This window comes from Streptomyces sp. CC228A, from assembly GCF_021390935.1.
Classification (GTDB): Bacteria; Actinomycetota; Actinomycetes; order Streptomycetales; family Streptomycetaceae; genus Streptomyces.
The window spans coordinates 345620-360630 of the sequence record NZ_JAJPUI010000004.1 but is presented as its reverse complement, the minus strand read 5'-3'; the positions used below and the strand labels follow the sequence as shown (position 1 = coordinate 360630).

At 73.6% G+C, this 15011-nt stretch carries 22 protein-coding genes; 9 read left to right on the top strand and 13 right to left on the bottom strand.

All coding sequences use genetic code 11. From position 1 onward, the window contains the following. Positions 1 to 204: 204 nt before the first annotated feature. The gene (locus tag L6E17_RS14495; protein ID WP_236241193.1) at positions 205 to 1389 is read right to left on the bottom strand and encodes a hypothetical protein; all 1185 of its coding nucleotides are present in this window, start codon (positions 1387 to 1389) and stop codon (positions 205 to 207) included. 568 nt (positions 1390 to 1957) lie between these two features. Here L6E17_RS14495 and L6E17_RS14490 point away from each other — a divergent pair. Then, positions 1958 to 2746, top strand: coding sequence for an NAD(P)-dependent oxidoreductase (locus L6E17_RS14490; RefSeq protein ID WP_268985226.1), 789 nt, complete (start codon positions 1958 to 1960; stop codon positions 2744 to 2746). Positions 2747 to 3354: 608 nt separating this feature from the next. Here L6E17_RS14490 and L6E17_RS14485 read toward each other — a convergent pair. Together L6E17_RS14485 and L6E17_RS14480 are read right to left on the bottom strand one after the other, a co-directional pair. After that, positions 3355 to 3672 (bottom strand): helix-turn-helix transcriptional regulator, encoded by a 318-nt coding sequence (locus L6E17_RS14485; protein ID WP_236241191.1) that lies wholly within the window; start codon positions 3670 to 3672, stop codon positions 3355 to 3357. 89 nt (positions 3673 to 3761) lie between these two features. Then, positions 3762 to 4349 (bottom strand): hypothetical protein, encoded by a 588-nt coding sequence (locus L6E17_RS14480; protein WP_236241190.1) that lies wholly within the window; start codon positions 4347 to 4349, stop codon positions 3762 to 3764. Between the two features lie 60 nt (positions 4350 to 4409). Here L6E17_RS14480 and L6E17_RS14475 point away from each other — a divergent pair, with 60 nt between their 5' ends. From L6E17_RS14475 to L6E17_RS14455, 5 genes are all read left to right on the top strand, one after another. Next, the gene (locus L6E17_RS14475) at positions 4410 to 5591 is read left to right on the top strand and encodes a TerD family protein (protein ID WP_236241189.1); all 1182 of its coding nucleotides are present in this window, start codon (positions 4410 to 4412) and stop codon (positions 5589 to 5591) included. Positions 5592 to 5886: 295 nt separating this feature from the next. After that, on the top strand, positions 5887 to 6303 hold the full coding sequence (locus L6E17_RS14470) for an XRE family transcriptional regulator (RefSeq protein WP_236241188.1): 417 nt from the start codon (positions 5887 to 5889) through the stop codon (positions 6301 to 6303). A gap of 167 nt (positions 6304 to 6470) precedes the next feature. Continuing rightward, entirely contained in the window at positions 6471 to 6911 is a 441-nt protein-coding gene (locus L6E17_RS14465; RefSeq protein WP_236241187.1) for a hypothetical protein, read from the top strand. Continuing rightward, complete coding sequence (locus tag L6E17_RS14460; protein WP_236241186.1) at positions 6904 to 7350, top strand: hypothetical protein; 447 nt, start codon at positions 6904 to 6906, stop codon at positions 7348 to 7350. Before L6E17_RS14465 ends, L6E17_RS14460 begins: the two co-directional genes overlap by 8 nt. 190 nt (positions 7351 to 7540) lie before the next feature. Further along, positions 7541 to 7777 (top strand): helix-turn-helix domain-containing protein, encoded by a 237-nt coding sequence (locus tag L6E17_RS14455; protein WP_236241185.1) that lies wholly within the window; start codon positions 7541 to 7543, stop codon positions 7775 to 7777. Positions 7778 to 7821: 44 nt separating this feature from the next. Here L6E17_RS14455 and L6E17_RS14450 read toward each other — a convergent pair whose 3' ends face one another. Genes L6E17_RS14450 through L6E17_RS14435 form a run of 4 tightly spaced genes read right to left on the bottom strand, consistent with a single transcriptional unit; the run spans position 7822 to position 8793 of the window. Continuing rightward, complete coding sequence (locus tag L6E17_RS14450; protein ID WP_236241184.1) at positions 7822 to 8145, bottom strand: hypothetical protein; 324 nt, start codon at positions 8143 to 8145, stop codon at positions 7822 to 7824. A gap of 32 nt (positions 8146 to 8177) precedes the next feature. Then, positions 8178 to 8357, bottom strand: a complete 180-nt coding sequence (locus L6E17_RS14445; RefSeq protein ID WP_236241183.1) for a hypothetical protein — start codon at positions 8355 to 8357, stop codon at positions 8178 to 8180. After that, complete coding sequence (locus tag L6E17_RS14440) at positions 8354 to 8581, bottom strand: hypothetical protein (protein WP_236241182.1); 228 nt, start codon at positions 8579 to 8581, stop codon at positions 8354 to 8356. Before L6E17_RS14440 ends, L6E17_RS14445 begins: the two co-directional genes overlap by 4 nt. After that, positions 8578 to 8793, bottom strand: coding sequence for a hypothetical protein (locus L6E17_RS14435; protein WP_236241181.1), 216 nt, complete (start codon positions 8791 to 8793; stop codon positions 8578 to 8580). The genes L6E17_RS14440 and L6E17_RS14435 overlap by 4 nt, the downstream gene beginning before the upstream one ends. A 386-nt stretch (positions 8794 to 9179) precedes the next feature. Between L6E17_RS14435 and L6E17_RS14430 the strand changes: the two genes are divergently transcribed. Next, on the top strand, positions 9180 to 10220 hold the full coding sequence (locus L6E17_RS14430; protein ID WP_236241180.1) for a helix-turn-helix domain-containing protein: 1041 nt from the start codon (positions 9180 to 9182) through the stop codon (positions 10218 to 10220). On the opposite strand, the gene L6E17_RS14425 is transcribed toward L6E17_RS14430, so the two are convergent. Beyond that, entirely contained in the window at positions 10217 to 10414 is a 198-nt protein-coding gene (locus L6E17_RS14425) for a hypothetical protein (RefSeq protein ID WP_236241179.1), read from the bottom strand. The two genes, L6E17_RS14430 and L6E17_RS14425, sit on opposite strands and share 4 nt — an antisense overlap. Positions 10415 to 10767: 353 nt before the next feature. On the opposite strand from L6E17_RS14425, the gene L6E17_RS14420 reads away from it, so the two are divergent. Continuing rightward, positions 10768 to 11061: a hypothetical protein gene (locus tag L6E17_RS14420; protein WP_236241178.1), complete on the top strand. Its 294-nt coding sequence runs from the start codon at positions 10768 to 10770 to the stop codon at positions 11059 to 11061. Then, the gene (locus L6E17_RS14415; RefSeq protein WP_236241177.1) at positions 11054 to 11272 is read left to right on the top strand and encodes a hypothetical protein; all 219 of its coding nucleotides are present in this window, start codon (positions 11054 to 11056) and stop codon (positions 11270 to 11272) included. The genes L6E17_RS14420 and L6E17_RS14415 overlap by 8 nt, the downstream gene beginning before the upstream one ends. A gap of 170 nt (positions 11273 to 11442) precedes the next feature. Here L6E17_RS14415 and L6E17_RS14410 read toward each other — a convergent pair whose 3' ends face one another. The 5 genes from L6E17_RS14410 to L6E17_RS30980 all read right to left on the bottom strand — a co-directional run bounded on the left by L6E17_RS14410 (position 11443) and on the right by L6E17_RS30980 (position 15006). After that, on the bottom strand, positions 11443 to 11754 hold the full coding sequence (locus L6E17_RS14410) for a hypothetical protein (RefSeq protein WP_236241176.1): 312 nt from the start codon (positions 11752 to 11754) through the stop codon (positions 11443 to 11445). 26 nt (positions 11755 to 11780) lie between these two features. Continuing rightward, positions 11781 to 12137 carry a hypothetical protein gene (locus L6E17_RS14405; protein WP_236241175.1) on the bottom strand — a complete coding sequence of 119 codons (357 nt, stop codon included), beginning with the start codon at positions 12135 to 12137 and terminating at the stop codon, positions 11781 to 11783. A 5-nt stretch (positions 12138 to 12142) separates the two neighbouring features. Further along, positions 12143 to 13087 carry a peptidoglycan recognition family protein gene (locus L6E17_RS14400; RefSeq protein WP_236241174.1) on the bottom strand — a complete coding sequence of 315 codons (945 nt, stop codon included), beginning with the start codon at positions 13085 to 13087 and terminating at the stop codon, positions 12143 to 12145. A gap of 9 nt (positions 13088 to 13096) precedes the next feature. Next, positions 13097 to 13309, bottom strand: coding sequence for a hypothetical protein (locus L6E17_RS14395; protein WP_236241173.1), 213 nt, complete (start codon positions 13307 to 13309; stop codon positions 13097 to 13099). 68 nt (positions 13310 to 13377) lie between these two features. Then, positions 13378 to 15006, bottom strand: coding sequence for an SGNH/GDSL hydrolase family protein (locus L6E17_RS30980; protein WP_236241172.1), 1629 nt, complete (start codon positions 15004 to 15006; stop codon positions 13378 to 13380). Between the last annotated feature and the right edge of the window lie 5 nt (positions 15007 to 15011).

Here is a 15011-nt window from a genome sequence, read left to right as displayed (position 1 = left end):
GCGCGGGCGGGGCACCGGGACGGGGGCCGGGCGGGGCACCGGGACGGGGTCCGGGCGGGGCGGGGCGCCGGCGGACAGGCGGGCCAGGCGGTGCCTGCCGGGTCAGGCCGTGCCAGAGGCCGCGCAGGAAGCGCCGCCGCCCGAGCCGGGCAGGGCGGGGCGCCGGAGGCCCGCCGACGCGGGGCGGCGGTGCGCGCGGAGCCCTCAGGAGGGGGCGGTCAGCGCGCGCCGGACCGCGGCCAGGTCCGGGTCCGAGGCCAGGCCCGCGTGGTAGAGGCGCAGTTCGGTGGCGCCGAGGGCGGCGGCGCGGGCGGCGTCCCGGGCGAGCCTCCCCGGGTCGCCGCCCATGCCGGTGACGACGGTGAAGTTGGCCGCCAGGACGGTGCCGGGGCGGGCGTGCGGGACGAACGGCGGGAGCACGGCTTCCGCGCCGCCGCCCGTGCAGGGCAGGACCACCCCGTCGGCGACGCCCAGGATGTGCGCCGGGTCCACGCCGGGGTTGGCACCCGTGCGGTACGGGACGGGGTCGGCGTGCAGCAGGACGCGGAACCCCGGCTCCGCGGCCGCCCGCACCGCCGCCACCGCGGCCTCCTGGAAGGCGCGCGCCGCGCGGGTGCGCCAGGCGAGGGCGGCCGCCGCGGTGCCGGCGCCGAGCAGCTCCGCCGCGTGGGGCCCGCCCGCGCCGGTCCCGCCGCCGCCCGCCCAGACGGGCTCCAGGGCGGCGCGCACGGCGGCGGCCAGGGTGTCCGGGGCGAGCCCCTCGGAGGCGTACCCCTCCCGGCACACCCCGCAGAAGCAGAGCGACATCAGGTACTGCGCGGTGTCCCCGAGCCCGACGCCGCCGGTCTTGTCGTGGGCGTGCAGGTGCGCCATGCCGTACCAGCCGCAGGACTCCAGTTCGGTGCCGCGCGCCCCGGGCCGCACGGCCGCCTCCGCGGCGAGGTCGACGAGGTAGGCGCGCACCTCGGGCCGGGCGATGCAGGGTGCCCACGGGTAGCGGTCGCCGTAGGCGTTGACGACGGAGGTCGCGGGGTGCTCGGCGCCGAGGCGGGAGTTGTGCGCGAGGACCACCCAGCTGTGGACCTCCAGGCCCGCGGCCTCCAGCGCCCGCGCCGCCCGGCCGTAGGCGTCGCCCGGGGCCCAGTCGCCCGCCGGGTGCGGCCGCAGGGCCCGCCCGGCCCAGCGGGCGCCGTCCGGCGGGTAGAGGACCGCGGCGTACTCGGCGGTGACGACGCGGTGGCGCGGAGTGAGGGCGCGGGTCGAGTGGTACGCGGAGGCGAGCACGACCCGGCGGACGCCGAGACCGGCGATGCGGTCGGGGGCGGCGGGGTCGCCGAGGACGTCCCAGGGGTAGACGAAGGCGGAGGCCTGGAGGGGCGGGGCGGTCACGGGCTTCTCCCGGATGCAACCATCGACTCGTACACGACGGTGACCAATGTCCAGGTATCTGAACGCGCGTCACGCTAGGACAGCGCTGGACCGCGGGTCAACCGCAACGGCGAGGTCGTACGGCTGCGGCTCTTGACGGTACGGAGCGCCGCTCAATACCGTGCCCACGCAGGTGAATCCCGTCCACGTGCCTGAACCGCCTGTCGGCGCCCGGACTCAGGCCGTCGCTCCGGGCCGTCGCTCCAGGACTGCGGCGACGGCCACGGCGTCGTGCTTGGCGGTCGCACGCGGCCGGCGCACCCGGCGGCACCGCACCGCGCTGGCTGCCCGCCCGCGGCACCGGCCGGCGCTGCTCGGCCGGCACGCGCACCCGGTGGCGCACCCCCGCCTCCGGCGACGCACCGCGACGGCCGCACGCCACCGAAAGCCGCCGCGCCGCGGTCCGGCCGCCGCCGCGGTCCGGCGCCATGCCCGAACGGCCCCGCCCGCCCGCGTCCCGGAGCCGGGCCGCCCCGACCTTCCGCGAGGAGACCCCGTCCATGGCTGCTTCCGCCACCCCCGTACCGTCCTGCTGACCGGCGCCGCCGGCCGCCTCGGCACCCACATGCGGGAGCTGCTGCCCGCCTACGGCCACGAGCTGCGCCTGCTCGACCTCGTGCCCGTCGACGGCGCGCCGGACGCCGTCACCGCGGACCTGGCCGACCGCGCCGCCCTGCGCGAGGCCGTCCGCGGCGTCGACGCGATCCTCCACCTCGCCGGGATATCCCTGGAAGCCCCGTTCGAACAGATCCTGCGCGCCAACATCGAGGGCGTCCACCACCTCTACGAGGCCGCCCGCGAGGAGGGCGTCCGCCGGATCGTCTTCGCGTCGAGCAACCACGCGGTCGGCTTCACCCCCCGCCCCCGCCCAGGCGACCCGCTGGTGGCCGTCGGCACCGCGCACCGCCCGGACACGTTCTACGGCCTGTCCAAGTGCTTCGGCGAGGACCTCGCCCAGCTCTACTGGGACCGGCACGGCCTGGAGACCGTCTCCGTGCGCATCGGCTCCTGCCAACCGGAGCCGACGTCGGTGCGGATGCTGTCGCTCTGGCTCAGCCCCGCCGACGCCGCCCGGCTCTTCCACGCGGCGCTCACGGCGGAGGGCGTCGGCCACACCGTCGTGTACGGCTCGTCCGCCAACACCCGCCTGTGGTGGGACCTGTCGTCGGCGCGGGCGCTCGGGTACGAACCGCAGGACGATGCGGAGCGGTACGCGGAGAGGCTCCTCGCGGAGCAGGGCGAACTCGACGACGCCGATCCCGGCCAGACCCGCGTGGGCGGGCACTTCTGCACCGCGCCGGACCTGTGGCCGCACTGACGGGGAGACGGGTCCGGCCGGGCTGCTCGGGGGGTCGGCCCGGCCGGACCTGCGGCGCGGGGGCGGTGCACCCACGGGGGACAGACACAACCACGCCCGCGTCGCAAGTGACCCTAGAGGCCCGGACGGCACCCGTTGATCCACTTCACGCGGTACCCGGTCCGCAAAGCGCGGCAGGTCGAAGCACACGGGGCGTACGGAAGGGCGCCCCCGTCGGCGTACGGCCGCACGACCCTGCGGCACGTGGCCCGATGGCGGGGCGCGCAGACCTCGGGCGCACGGGCCCGGAGGCACGGCCCTGTGCGTGCACGGCCCCCCGCGGTGTGCCTCCGAAGGCGGGGACACGGCCCCACCCCGCGGGCGCGCCTCACCGGGGGCGTACAGCCCCCGCGAATCCGCGGCCCTGAGGCCCTGAAGACCTGACGAGCTGAAGAGCTGAGGCCCTGAAGACCTGAGGACCTGAGGACCTGAGGCCCTGAAGACCTGAGGACCTGAGGATGTGAGGATCTGAGGGCCCGCGAACACGCGTCGCCGCGGGCGTACGGCCCCGCGGGTCCGGGGAGGTCCGTGCGGTCCGGCACGGGGGCGCAGCCGGACCCCGGAGCGGGTCAGCGGGCGGGCGGCCGGGCCTGGAGGGTCTGTGACGGGGCCTCACCGAACCGGTCGCGGTAACTCGCCGCGAACCGGCCCAGGTGCGTGAACCCCCACCGCCACGCCACCTCGCTCACCGTGAGCCCGCCGCCCGGTTCGGCCGCGCGCAGCTCGTCGCGCACCCGCTCCAGCCGTATGTCGCGGACGTACCCCATCGGCGTGGTCCCCACGTGGGCGCGGAAGGACTCCTGGAGCCGCCGGGCGCTCACGCGGGCGAGGGCGGCCAGCTCGGTCGTGGTGAAGGGGTGCTCCGGCCGGTCGCGCACCGCGTCCATCACCCGCTTGACGGGTGCCGGGCGCAGCGGCGCCGCGGGCCGGTCGAGCTCGTCCCGGTACGGATGCCCGGCCGCCAGCAGCAGCCCGGTCAGCAGCGCGTCCTGGAGGGGCCGGGCGACCAGGGGTGCCCGGCGAGCCCGTGCGGGTCCCCCGCGTCGGCGGCGAGCCGCCGCACCAGCGCCGCCCAGTCCCGCCCGTGCCCGTGCGTGAGGTCCAGCGCGGACGCCAGGGCGAGGCCGCGCCGCGGCACCTGCCCCAGCAGCTCCTCCAGCCGGCACCGCAGCGCGGCCGCCTCGACCTTCACGGCGACCACCCGGCAGTCCCCCGCCCAGCGGTCCACGACGACGCAGCCGGACGGGTTCAGCACGGTGCCGCACTCCGGGGTCGCCACCAGCGCCGGGCCGCGCCCCTGCCGCAGTTCGAGCCGCCCGGTGAGCGGCACGTTCACGTGGTAGGCGCCGAGGTCCCCGAACCGCATCCGCACGTCGGCGCCGCAGCGCATGTCGCCGACCACCAGGGGCCCGTACCGGACCGTGTCGAAGTGCGCCGCGAACCGCCGGCCCCCCGCTCCGCCGCCCTCCTCGATCACGTCCATGAAATTGGCGTAGAACCGCGCGGCGATCTCCCGCCGCGCCTCGTCCACGTCCCCCGTATGAAAAGTGGTCCTTCCAGTCACGGGTCGCCAGGGTAAGGGAACGGCAAAGCGGACCCGATCGTTACGCCTCACATGACAGCTATGACCCCAGGCTCGAACATCCCCCTGTCCTCCGCGCGCGTGGTGGTCGACGTGTCCGCCCCGGTACGGCTCGACGTGTCGGGCCTGCTGCTCACACCCGCGGGCAAGGTGCGTTCCGACGGCGACTTCATCTTCTACAACCAGCCGTCGGGCCCCGGCGTGGGCCACCGGCCGGGCGGCGGCGCGGCTCCCGACGCGATCGCGGTCGACACGGCGGCGGTGCCGGCCGACATCGACAGGATCGTCGTCACCGCCAGCCCCGACGCGGCCGGTCAGACCTTCCAGGGCATCGAGCCGACGGCGACCCTGCGGGACGCGGACACCGGCGCCGTCCTCGCGACGTTCACCCCGCCGCAGCTCGGCGCGGAGACGGCGCTGGTCGTGATGGAGGTGTACCGGCGGGGCGGGGCGTGGAAGGCCCGTGCGGTGGGCCAGGGGTACGCGAACGGGCTGGCCGGGATCGCCACGGACTTCGGCGTGACGGTGGACGAGGCCCCAGCGGCCGCGCCCGCCCCGGCGCCCGCACCGGTGGCGGCGCCCGCGCCTGCGGCCGCCCCCGCCGCCCCCGCGCCGGCTCAGGCACCGGCCCCGCCGCCGGGCTCGGGCAAGATCAACCTGGACAAGGGCCGGGTGAACCTCCAGAAGAACCAGACCGTGTCCCTGGTGAAGGGCGGCCGCCCCCTGCTGTCCCAGGTGAGCATGGGCCTCGGTTGGGAGCCCGCGTACCGGGGCAAGGCCATCGACCTGGACGCGTCGGTCATCGCGTACGGGCCGCAGCGCAACCACCTGGACAGCTGCTACTTCGGGAAGCTGACCATCCTGGGGGGTTCCGTCAGGCACTCCGGTGACAACCTCACGGGCGAGGGCGCCGGTGACGACGAGGTCATCACGGTCGACCTGGGCCGGCTGCCGGCGGAGGCCACGGGTCTGGTGTTCACCGTGAACTCCTTCACGGGGCAGAAGTTCACGGAGGTGGCCAAGGCGTACTGCCGCCTGATGGACACCGCGACGGGCGAGGAACTGGTCCGCTTCGACCTCACGAGCGCCCAGCCCCAGACGGGCGTGATGATGTGCAAACTGATCCGCCAGTTCTCCGGCGAGTGGGAGATGACGGCGCTCGGGGACTTCGTGAAGTCCCGCACGGTCCGCGGCATGGTGAAGCCGGGCGCAGAGGCCCTGTAGCAAATACGCAGGTCAGACCCGATTCTCCGGCGTCGTGCCGCACTGGCGAGGCTCAGAGGTCAGTGCGGCACGATCACGTCCGCAGGGGGGACTGCGATCCGGGAGGGGATGCACAGGGTAGAGATTATTAGAGATATCTAGAGGCACCTGAAGATCCCTCACCTTGATCATTTCCCATTTGTTTCCCAGCGGTGGACCCGCCAGCCCCAGCGGCCCACACCCGGGGTAGCGCACAGTGGCCAAAAACCTGGACACTGACAGCATCACTGAACGGGTCACGACGAGGGGCTGGAAGATGACGACCGATCGCGAGGCAGCGCGCACCGACCTGACGGACCTCACCCGTGAGCGCATGACAGAACTCGGGATCAGCGTCCGCACCCTCGCCGCACGCACCATCGATCCACACCCCGAACTCCAGCCCAAAGGCGAGAGCAGGACTGGACCGCTCTGGACTCGCGCCACCCTCCAGAACCTACTGAGTGGCACGAAGGCGAAGGCTCCGACGCCGGCGGAGCTGCGCGCGCTGGCAGCGGGTCTCGAGCTGCCGATGCGGGCGGTCCAGGATGCGGCGATCGGGCAGTGGTTCGAGCGTGATGTGTTCTACACGTCGGACGCGACGGTGAGGACGATTGTCCATCACGCCGAGGAGCTGAGCGAGGAAGACAGGCGGAAGGTTCTGGAGATTATCGAGGAGTTCCGCAACCGCTGAGCGGAACTTGATGGGGTGTCAGCAAATTCTCGCCTGTCACCGGATGAAATCAGCCAACTACCTGTGCATGATGGTGCTCCACCTGGGGGGTGGACGAAGGTTCCGGCCGCACGCTGGATCGAACTGGCGTGCCTATTGCGAGCTGCGCCGGAACGGGGAGGAGTGCCTTGTACCAGGTCACCAAAGCGGTCTACCGATTCGCTGAACACGACGACGAGATCCCCCCAGGACACGTTGTCACCATCCTCGACACCCCCGGCATCGCTACCGTCGTCGTGCGCCCCGGCCACGCCCGCCAGCGCCTTCTCGACGCCCTTGCGCGCGAGCAGACCGCCATTCTGGAAACGGGCGAATGGATGCGGCAGAGCCCCGGCGACACCGACGAACCCGCACCCACTGTTCACAGCGCCCGATGGGAGCTCGTACCGGCCCACAAGCTGCCCGACGGCCGCCTCTGCCTCCCGGTCGAGCGCAACGGGGAGCACGTCTGGCTGATCCGCGACGGGGAAGCCAGCCCCGAGCTCGTCGCCGAGATGACCGAGCGCCTCACCGCCCTCGTCCGCGCCGGCGTGTGGGCCCGCTTCGGATCGGAGGGCTGCGGTGTCTGACCTGATCACCTCGTACTACCGGTTCGCGCAACCTGGCGAGCTCAAGGGCCGCGTTGCGGACATTCGGCCCGGTTCCGAACCCAACAGCGTCGCTGTCGTCGTCGAGCGCGGCCACGCAACGCAGGAGCTACTGGACGCCCTTGGCGGGGCGCAGGCGCCGATGTTCGCCACGGGGCAGTGGTACCGGCTACCGGACACCCCCGAGAACCGCACACACCCTCGCCGGATCCTTCGCGCCAGCTGGGAGCTGGACCCGGGCGGGAAGTTGCCCGAGGGCCTGCTGTGCCTGTCCCTCGAACGGCCCAACGAGCACCAGTGGCTCGTCCACGAGAACCACGCCAGCTTCCTGCTGACCGCGGACATGACGTGGCTCCTCACGCGCATGGTGCGCAGCGAGGTCTGGATCCAGCGCGGGGCTGGGGAACTCGGAGACCGCTGAGCAGGGGTGAGCCCCGGCAGGCAGGCCTGCCGGGGCTCTTTGGCGCGGAGGCTCACCTGGGGGGTGAGTGCTGCCGCCGCGCCAGCTCGCGGAACGATCCGTTCCGTTTATATGTCAACGATCTCCTTGATCGCAAAAAGTACAGCTTGCTGTACAGACAAACGATCATGGGCGCCGCGAGCGTGGACCAGTGCCACGCCCCACCGACAGCCCCGCCTGGGTCCTCGCCCGCCGCCGGGCCATCGGCGACCAGATCCGCGCGGCCCGCCTCCACGCCAACCTCACGCAGGAGACGCTCGCCCTCCGCATCGGCATGGCCCGGCACACCCTCAACCGCATCGAGCAGGGCCACGCCGCCGCCCGTATCGACACCCTGATCCTGATCGCCGACGCGGTCGGCGTCGACCTCGCGGAGCTGGTGCGGTAGGGCCCCGGTCGGCCAGGGGGACGGATGCCGGCCGGGGCGGTCTGCTACACCGGGGGGCGGCCCGGAGTCGGCTGCGGTGCCGGGCTCGGCAGGGGCGGCCCCGGGTTCGGAGGCGTCTGCGGCGCGCCCGGGCCGCGGTGCTTGTCCGCAAGGTACGGCTCGCCGAGCCTGCGGTACGTCACGCCGTAGATCCCCAGCGGCGGGAACAGCTCGACCCTGGGCGGGCAGCCGCTCTCGGCGCAGGCCCGGCAGAGCAGGTCACGGCCGTGCGGGTGCAGGCGAAGGCACTGGACCTGCTCGGTCCAGCACGCTTCGCAGAGGACCGTGTCGGTGGGGCGCAGGTCGCCCGGGTGGACAGTCTGGATCATGCGTCTGCGGACTCTCTGTTCGGTAGCGGGGGTCAGCGGCCGGTGGGGCCGGTCGGGTAGGTGTGCGGCCGCGGGGCGGCCGGGGGTCGGCAGGTGGGGTGCCGGTAGGCGTCCGGGCGGGCGCCCGACGCGGAGAACCCCGGGATCACCACCGCCTCGCCCTCGATCGGCCGGCCGCAGTGCACGCACCAGCGGCGCACCGGGTAGGTCACGGCGCCTCCCCGACGCCGCGGGCCGTGCAGCACGGGGCGCAGCCCCACACGGTGGTCGACAGGTCGTGGACGCCGTCGCGGTGCTCAATGCGGGCCACCGGCAGGGCGCCGGGCTCCATCAGCAGGACCTCGCACCACACGCAGGCGCGGCCGTGGTACACGTCCCAGGACAGGCCGGAGACGGTCCGCGGGAGGGCGGGCAGGGGCTCGGCATCCGCGGTCACCGGCTGCTCCTTGCGGTGTGGCAGCCGCGGCAGGCGCGGGGCGTCCACGCGACTCGGGTGCCGGGTGCGGCCTGGTGGCGGTGCCAGCCGAGCGACACCGCGGTCCCCGGCCGGAGCTGCGCGCCGCAGAAGGCGCAGTCCAAGCCGTACCGCTGGAGGTTGGTGAGCGTCTCGTAGGCGGGGAGCGGCACGGCGGCCGCGGGGACGGTCATCCGCCGTACCTCACGCTGTGGCAGCGGACGCACACCCGCAGCGGGAAGCGGCGTGGCAACGGCCGGGCGGTGGCAGCGGTCAGCTCGACAGCGCAGTCCGCGCACTGCCGGCCGCGGCGCTGCCGCTCCGACAGCGGCGGCTCCGGAGGCCCGGCCAGGGCGCGGGCGGCCAGCCACGTCACGGGCGGGCCCACAGGCGGCGGCACCGTCATCGGACACTCACCCCCCGCAGCCGCAGGGCACGTCCATCGCGGCGCACCTGGTGCACCGCCAGCATCATCGTCATGGCTCTCTCCGACCCGACTCGGAAACCGACTCCGCCATCGTCGGGGTGAGCTGGGCCGGTTCCCATACAGTCCCGGGCGCCGCGGGCGTATATTCCCGGCATGGCAGGTCAGGCACCCTGGACGGACGTCCGCCTCCGAGCCGCATGGGCCCGCGCGGACTGGGCTGCGATCCTCCGCGAGTACAGACGCGCCGCCGGCCTCACCCAGCAGGCCCTGGAGACGCTCGTCGGGATGCCGCAGCCCCACATCTCCGCCATCGAGTCCGGCCGCCGCCAGGTCAAGACCGCGGCGGTACGGGCCCGCATCACCGAGGGGCTACAGGTGCCGAGAGAACTCGTCGACGCAGGCCAGAGCGACCTGTACGGGCAGTGGGAGCCATCCGGAGAACTCCGCGCCAGGATCGCGCACGCGCACCAGGCAGGACGGACCGACCTCCGAACGGCCCGCTGGATCAGCGAGGTCCTCGCCACCCAACGCAGGGCCGACGACCATGAGGAGGGCGCCGTGCTGTGGCCGGTCGTCCGCTCCCAGCTCGACGCCGTCACCCGCCTCCTCCCCGGCGCCTCCGGACCTGCCGCGGACCGGCTGCTCCTCCTCGCCGCCGAGCACGCCCACTGGCTGTCCTGGGTCGCCTGGCGCGAGCAGCAGCACGCCGCGGCGCTCGCCTGGGTCGACATGGCGCACGGCTGGGCCGTCGACGGCGGGCACACCGACATGGCGTCCTGGGTGTACCGGATCCGCGCCCACTACAGCCTCCAGCGCACCGACCCCGTGCGGGCGCTGCGCACCGCGGAGGCCGCCCGCCAGCACCCCGGGCTGTCGCCGGCCGCGGCGGCGGTGGCCGCCCACACGACGGCGATGGCGGCGGCCGCGGCTGGCGAGCGGGACCGTGCCCGCGCGTTGGCGGATGAGGCGGTGGCGGCGGCCGAGCGGGCGCCGGATGTGGAGGAGCGGCCGGGCTGGCTGTACTGGCTTACCCCCGCCCGGGCTCGCCTCCAGGCCGCGGACGTGGCCTACGCGTGCCGGGACTGGGCGACCGCGGCGGCGGGGATCCGGGACGTCCTTGACGTGCTGGCGGAATACCCGCGGGACCACGCCTACTACCGGGCGCGACTGGAGGACGCGGAGAGACGGTCCTAGGTCCCGAGTTTCTCGGCTTCGGTGAGGACCCCGGCGCCGTCGGTGTGCTCGTCGATGATGTGGTGCAGCATGTCGACGATGGTCTGCTCGTCGAGTCCCTCGGTGGCGGCGTCCGTCTCGTGCACGCGCGCTACGGCGGGGACCTCGCCGAGCATGGCGCTGCGGTTGACGTACGTGAGCTTCCAGCGTTCCATGATCTACTCCCGACAGTAGAGGCGCCTCCGGGTGTCGGGACCCGGAGGCGATGCCGACAGCGTAGCGCGCGGCACTGTCAGGGGGTGTCCGGGCATGACGAAACCGCCCCCTGCCCTCCCGAAGGAGGACAGGGGGCGAAGCGAATCCCCGCGGGAGCGGGGAGCAGTCGGGACTCAGCGCATCAGCCGAGGTCATCGACGGGTCATCCCCGCGCGTGCGGGGAGCAGTGCCCCGTTGCGGGGGCCGAGTCGACGGTAGCACTGAAGGTGGCGGTGATGTGACGCCTTGACACTTTGCCGCACGTGCGGCAAAGTTATGGGTGTCAGGGACCACCGCCCACCAGGGAGACACCATGACCACCGAGATCTACGCCCAGACCCACGGCCGCACCATCGCCACCTACGACCTCCTCGACGACATCCAGGAGGCCCACAACCTCAGCCGCCAGGACGCCCACAACGCCATCCACGCCATGCTCGACGACCTCATCGCCGCCGACGGCGAGGGCATCATCCTCCACCGCCGCCCCGCCCGCCCCGAGCTCGACGCCTACAACCCCAGCGACCTCGACCGCGACCACTGGCTCGTCATCTCCGACGAGACCGCCCAGGAGATCCGCGACGCCCTGGCCGCCACCTATGCCTGAGCTGTGGACCATCGACCAGGTCAGCGAGTACCTCGGCATCAAGCCGGCCAGCGCCCGGCGCCAGCTCGGCCGGTGGGGCATCGGCCCGGCCGAGTTCCGCCCGCACCCGGTCAGCCGTCGCGCACAGGCCCTGTACCCGGCCGACGACGTCCAGTCCGCCCACCGCGGCCGCCCCGGGCAGGGCGCACGATCCGGCCAGGCACCGACATGACGAAACCGCCCCCACTCTCCCCATGAGGGGAGGGCAGGGGGCGGAATCACACCGCTCGCGCGGGCAACAGGTCACGCAGGCCGGCCCCTCGTGTGCACCGCACGTCCTGTCGCGGCAGTCCGGGTCACCTCCGCTCGCGCGGAGAGGGCCGACCGAGGACCACTCCACGCCTAATCGGCCTCCTCGGGGCAGAGTCGGGCGGTGCGGATGTCCACGCGGTCCACGGCGTCCCGCAGGCTCGCCCCGGAGTTGGGGTTCAGCTCGTGCTCGACCGCGGTGAGGCGCTGCTCGATCCCGCCCAGCCGCTCCATCACCCCCGGCCGGGCCGGGACCCCGGGTCGCGGCGGCGTGCCGGACCAGTCGTCGATCACCTCGTTCAGGCGGCCGGCGAGACGGCGGGCGCCCGCGACCGACCGCCACGCCATCGTCGCCGCCCCGCCCAGCACCGTCGCCGCACCACCCCACACCAGCAGGAAATCCACCGCGGGTATCCCGGTTGGGGACGGCGTCACGAGCGGTCCCCGAGGTAGATGTTGCGGCGGATCGCCTCGCGCAGCTCCTCAGCGAACGTGTCCGCGTTGAGGTGCACGCGCATAGTCCCCGCGGGCGGCGGCGCCTCGTAGGACGGCGGCCGGGCCCAGCCCAACAGCACCCCCGCCGCCAGCCGCAGCGGTTCCCACTCCAGCCGTTCGGCCAGCTGCTCGGCGAGGCGGAGCAGCAGGTAGTAGGCCGCGGTCACCGCGGCCATCACGCCGCCGGCCACCGCCACCGAGTCGACCTCGATACCGAGCGCCTCGGTCACGGTCACTACCCAGCCCACCAGCAGCGGGACCAGGGTGCGAAGTGCGGATGCGAGCAGATTCATGATGGTCATCCTTCCGGCCAGTACAGGCCCTCGATCGTGCGATGCGACACAGACACCCCGCCCAGCTCGGCGAGGGCCTGGACCTTCAGGTACTGGCCGCGGGGCAGTCGGCCGGAAGCCGACACCTGCCCTGTCACCTCCCCCGCGCGCTGCGGCAGATCCACCGCCAGCCGCCGGTACCGGCGCCGCGTCGCGATGTCGACGTGGCTGAACATGAGCCGCGGCCGGGCGCCCGCCGGCACCCCGGTGAGGGCGACCGTGGCGGTGACCGCGTACACGCACGGCCCCCGCAGGATCACGGTGTCCTTCGCGGCCGGCAGCTCCAGCCACTCACCCCCGGGGAGTTCGGGGCCGCCCGGCAGGGACTCCAGCAGCACAGCGGGTACGGGCATCAGGTCCTCCTCGACAGGGTCAGGGTCCGGCGGCGGGGCCGGGGCGGGTGTGGGGTCGGCAGGTCGCGGGGCCCCGGCCCGCACCCACGCGTGCAGCGGCTCCCCGGGGCACGAGGTGGGGTGCCCGTCGCGGTGGCCGAGGACCTCGTCGCCCGCGTCGCCCTCGCGGCGCAGGTAGTCGATGGCGTCCCGCAGGCCGCGCAGCATCGCGTCGGGCGGCTCGGTGAGGCCGGAGGAGCCGAGCAGCGCGCACACCGCGTAGTGCGCGCGGTTGAGCTCCGCGCTGCCGTTGGCCCCGCAGCGGCGGTGCGCGCCCCGCCCCTCGAACACCGCGCCGTGCTCGCACACCAGCAGGTTGTACGCCACGTCCACATAGTTCTCGGCGGTGTTCGCCAGATGCGCGGACCGCACCTGCCGCACGTAGGCCGCGCACCCGTCGTGCGCCCGGGAGGTGTAGGCCGTGCCGAGGTAGTGGACCTTCACCCCCCGCGTCGACGCGAGGTACGCCGCGGGACTGGTCGGGGGGAGCCCCAGATCTGAGCGTGAGACGAAGTCCATGGGCCCTCCTCAGCTGTGCCGTGCGATGCCGGCGTTGGCGTTCATGACTGCCTCGTCCACGTGTGCCACCGCACGCGACAGCTCCGACGACGAGGGACACAGCTCGGCCAGCAGCTCAGCGAACTCACGGCCAGCGGCGCGCAGGCGCTCGTACCTCTGCGCCTGGTCGCCGTGCGGCGGGTGGTAGGTGAACCGGTTCGGAATGTCGAGGTCGTAGGCCATGAGGCCCTCCTTGGGGCATGAGGAAGCCCCGGCGCTCGGGTGGCGGCGGGGCGGCAGTTGGGCGAGGCTCAGGCGGGCATGAGGACCTTGAGGGCCTCCACGATCCGGCGCGCCAGGTAGGCGTGGCCGTTGTCGGTCGGGTGGACCCCGTCCCCACCGACGTACGAGGACGCGTTCTCCGTGGTGATCCACTCGCCCTGGGAATCCAGCAGCACGCCCGTCGCGCTGTAGACCTCCCCGGTGATCGGCGAGATGAACGGCACCCCCGCGGCCAGCGCCGCCGCCTTCAGCGTCGCGTCCGTGCTCCGCAGCGTCCCCGGGTCCGGCGGGCTCCCGACCGGCGACCAGCAGCCGATCACGACCACCTCACCACCCGGCACGACCTCGCCGAGCAGCTGTCCGTACAGCGCCTCCGCCGCGGTACCGATTGCACCCTGGTCGCCGCCGGAGTCGTTGTAGCCGCCCCACACAATCAGCCGGTCGAAGTCGTAGGGTGTGATGTCCCCGGCGACCCGGTTCGCGAACGTCGTGTAGCTGCCGGGGGTGATGTAGCCGGTGCCGCCCCGGGCCTGGTCCCACACGTCCGTGCAGCCCAGCAGCCGCCCGGCCCGGTAGACCCAGGTGCCGATGCCCGCGCCGGTGTTCTCCGACGAGCCGTCGCTGATGCTGTCCCCGAGGACCCCGAGCCGGCCGCCCTGCGAGGTCGGCCGCCACGCCGTCGCGCCCGGCTCCAGGTAGAGGCCACCGAACGGCATCGTCGTGAAGTCGAACCGGATGCGCCGCGGGGTGGCGCTTGCGAACGCGACCTTCAGCACGTGGCGGGATCCCGCGGAGCTTGCCCCGGTGAGCTGTGCGAGATCGGTGACCTTCCGCCCATCGACGGTGAGCCGGTACTTCGTGGCAGAGGAGATGTACTTGAACATGATCTCGAACTCGGCCGCGTCGGTGGCGAACTCGACCGCCCAGTTCGACTGTCCGGACGAGTACGTGTTGGGGTACCTCGAAGTCGGCAGGTACAGCGTCGTGTCCGGGAACGCCGCCCCGAACTCGAAGTCGCCCGCGCCCAGGTAGAGGAACGGGCCCGTGTCCGGCGGCAGCAGCGCCTGCGCCGACGCGATCGTCGAGGTCGACTGCTGCGTCACCGTGATGGTCGGCGCCTCCGCCGACACCGCGTCCGCCAGCAGCGGATCCGGCAGGTCCCGGCGCCGCCACCCCGCCCCCCACCGCACCCCCGCCGCCTGGAGCGAGTCCGCCACCAGCAGCATCCCGTCCGACGCCACACCCACCCGGGCCGCCGTCGCCGCCGCCGTACCGACCAGCAGATCGCCCTTCGCGGCGATCGTGGTCTTGTCGAGCAGGCTGCCCTGGAGGGCGGTGATGTCGGACTCCACGTCCGTCAGGTCCTCGCCGATGTCCGTGGCGACGCTGCGTCGCCGCGGCCCGGACCCGCCGTTGGCGTCCAGGTACAGCGACCGCACCCCGTCCGGGCCCATGAACTCGGGCACCGCGCCCTCGGTATCGGCGGTGAGGGTCACGATCGGTGTGACCCCGTCGACCTCGGTGAGGTCGGTGTACTGCGTCCCGCCGGACGAGGCGTTCCAGCAGGTCACTACGGTGCCGGGTTCGAGTGTCGCCACGTCGTCGGTACCGCGGGAGATCACGTAGTCGGCGATGCCGCCGAACCGATGCCTAGCCACAGATC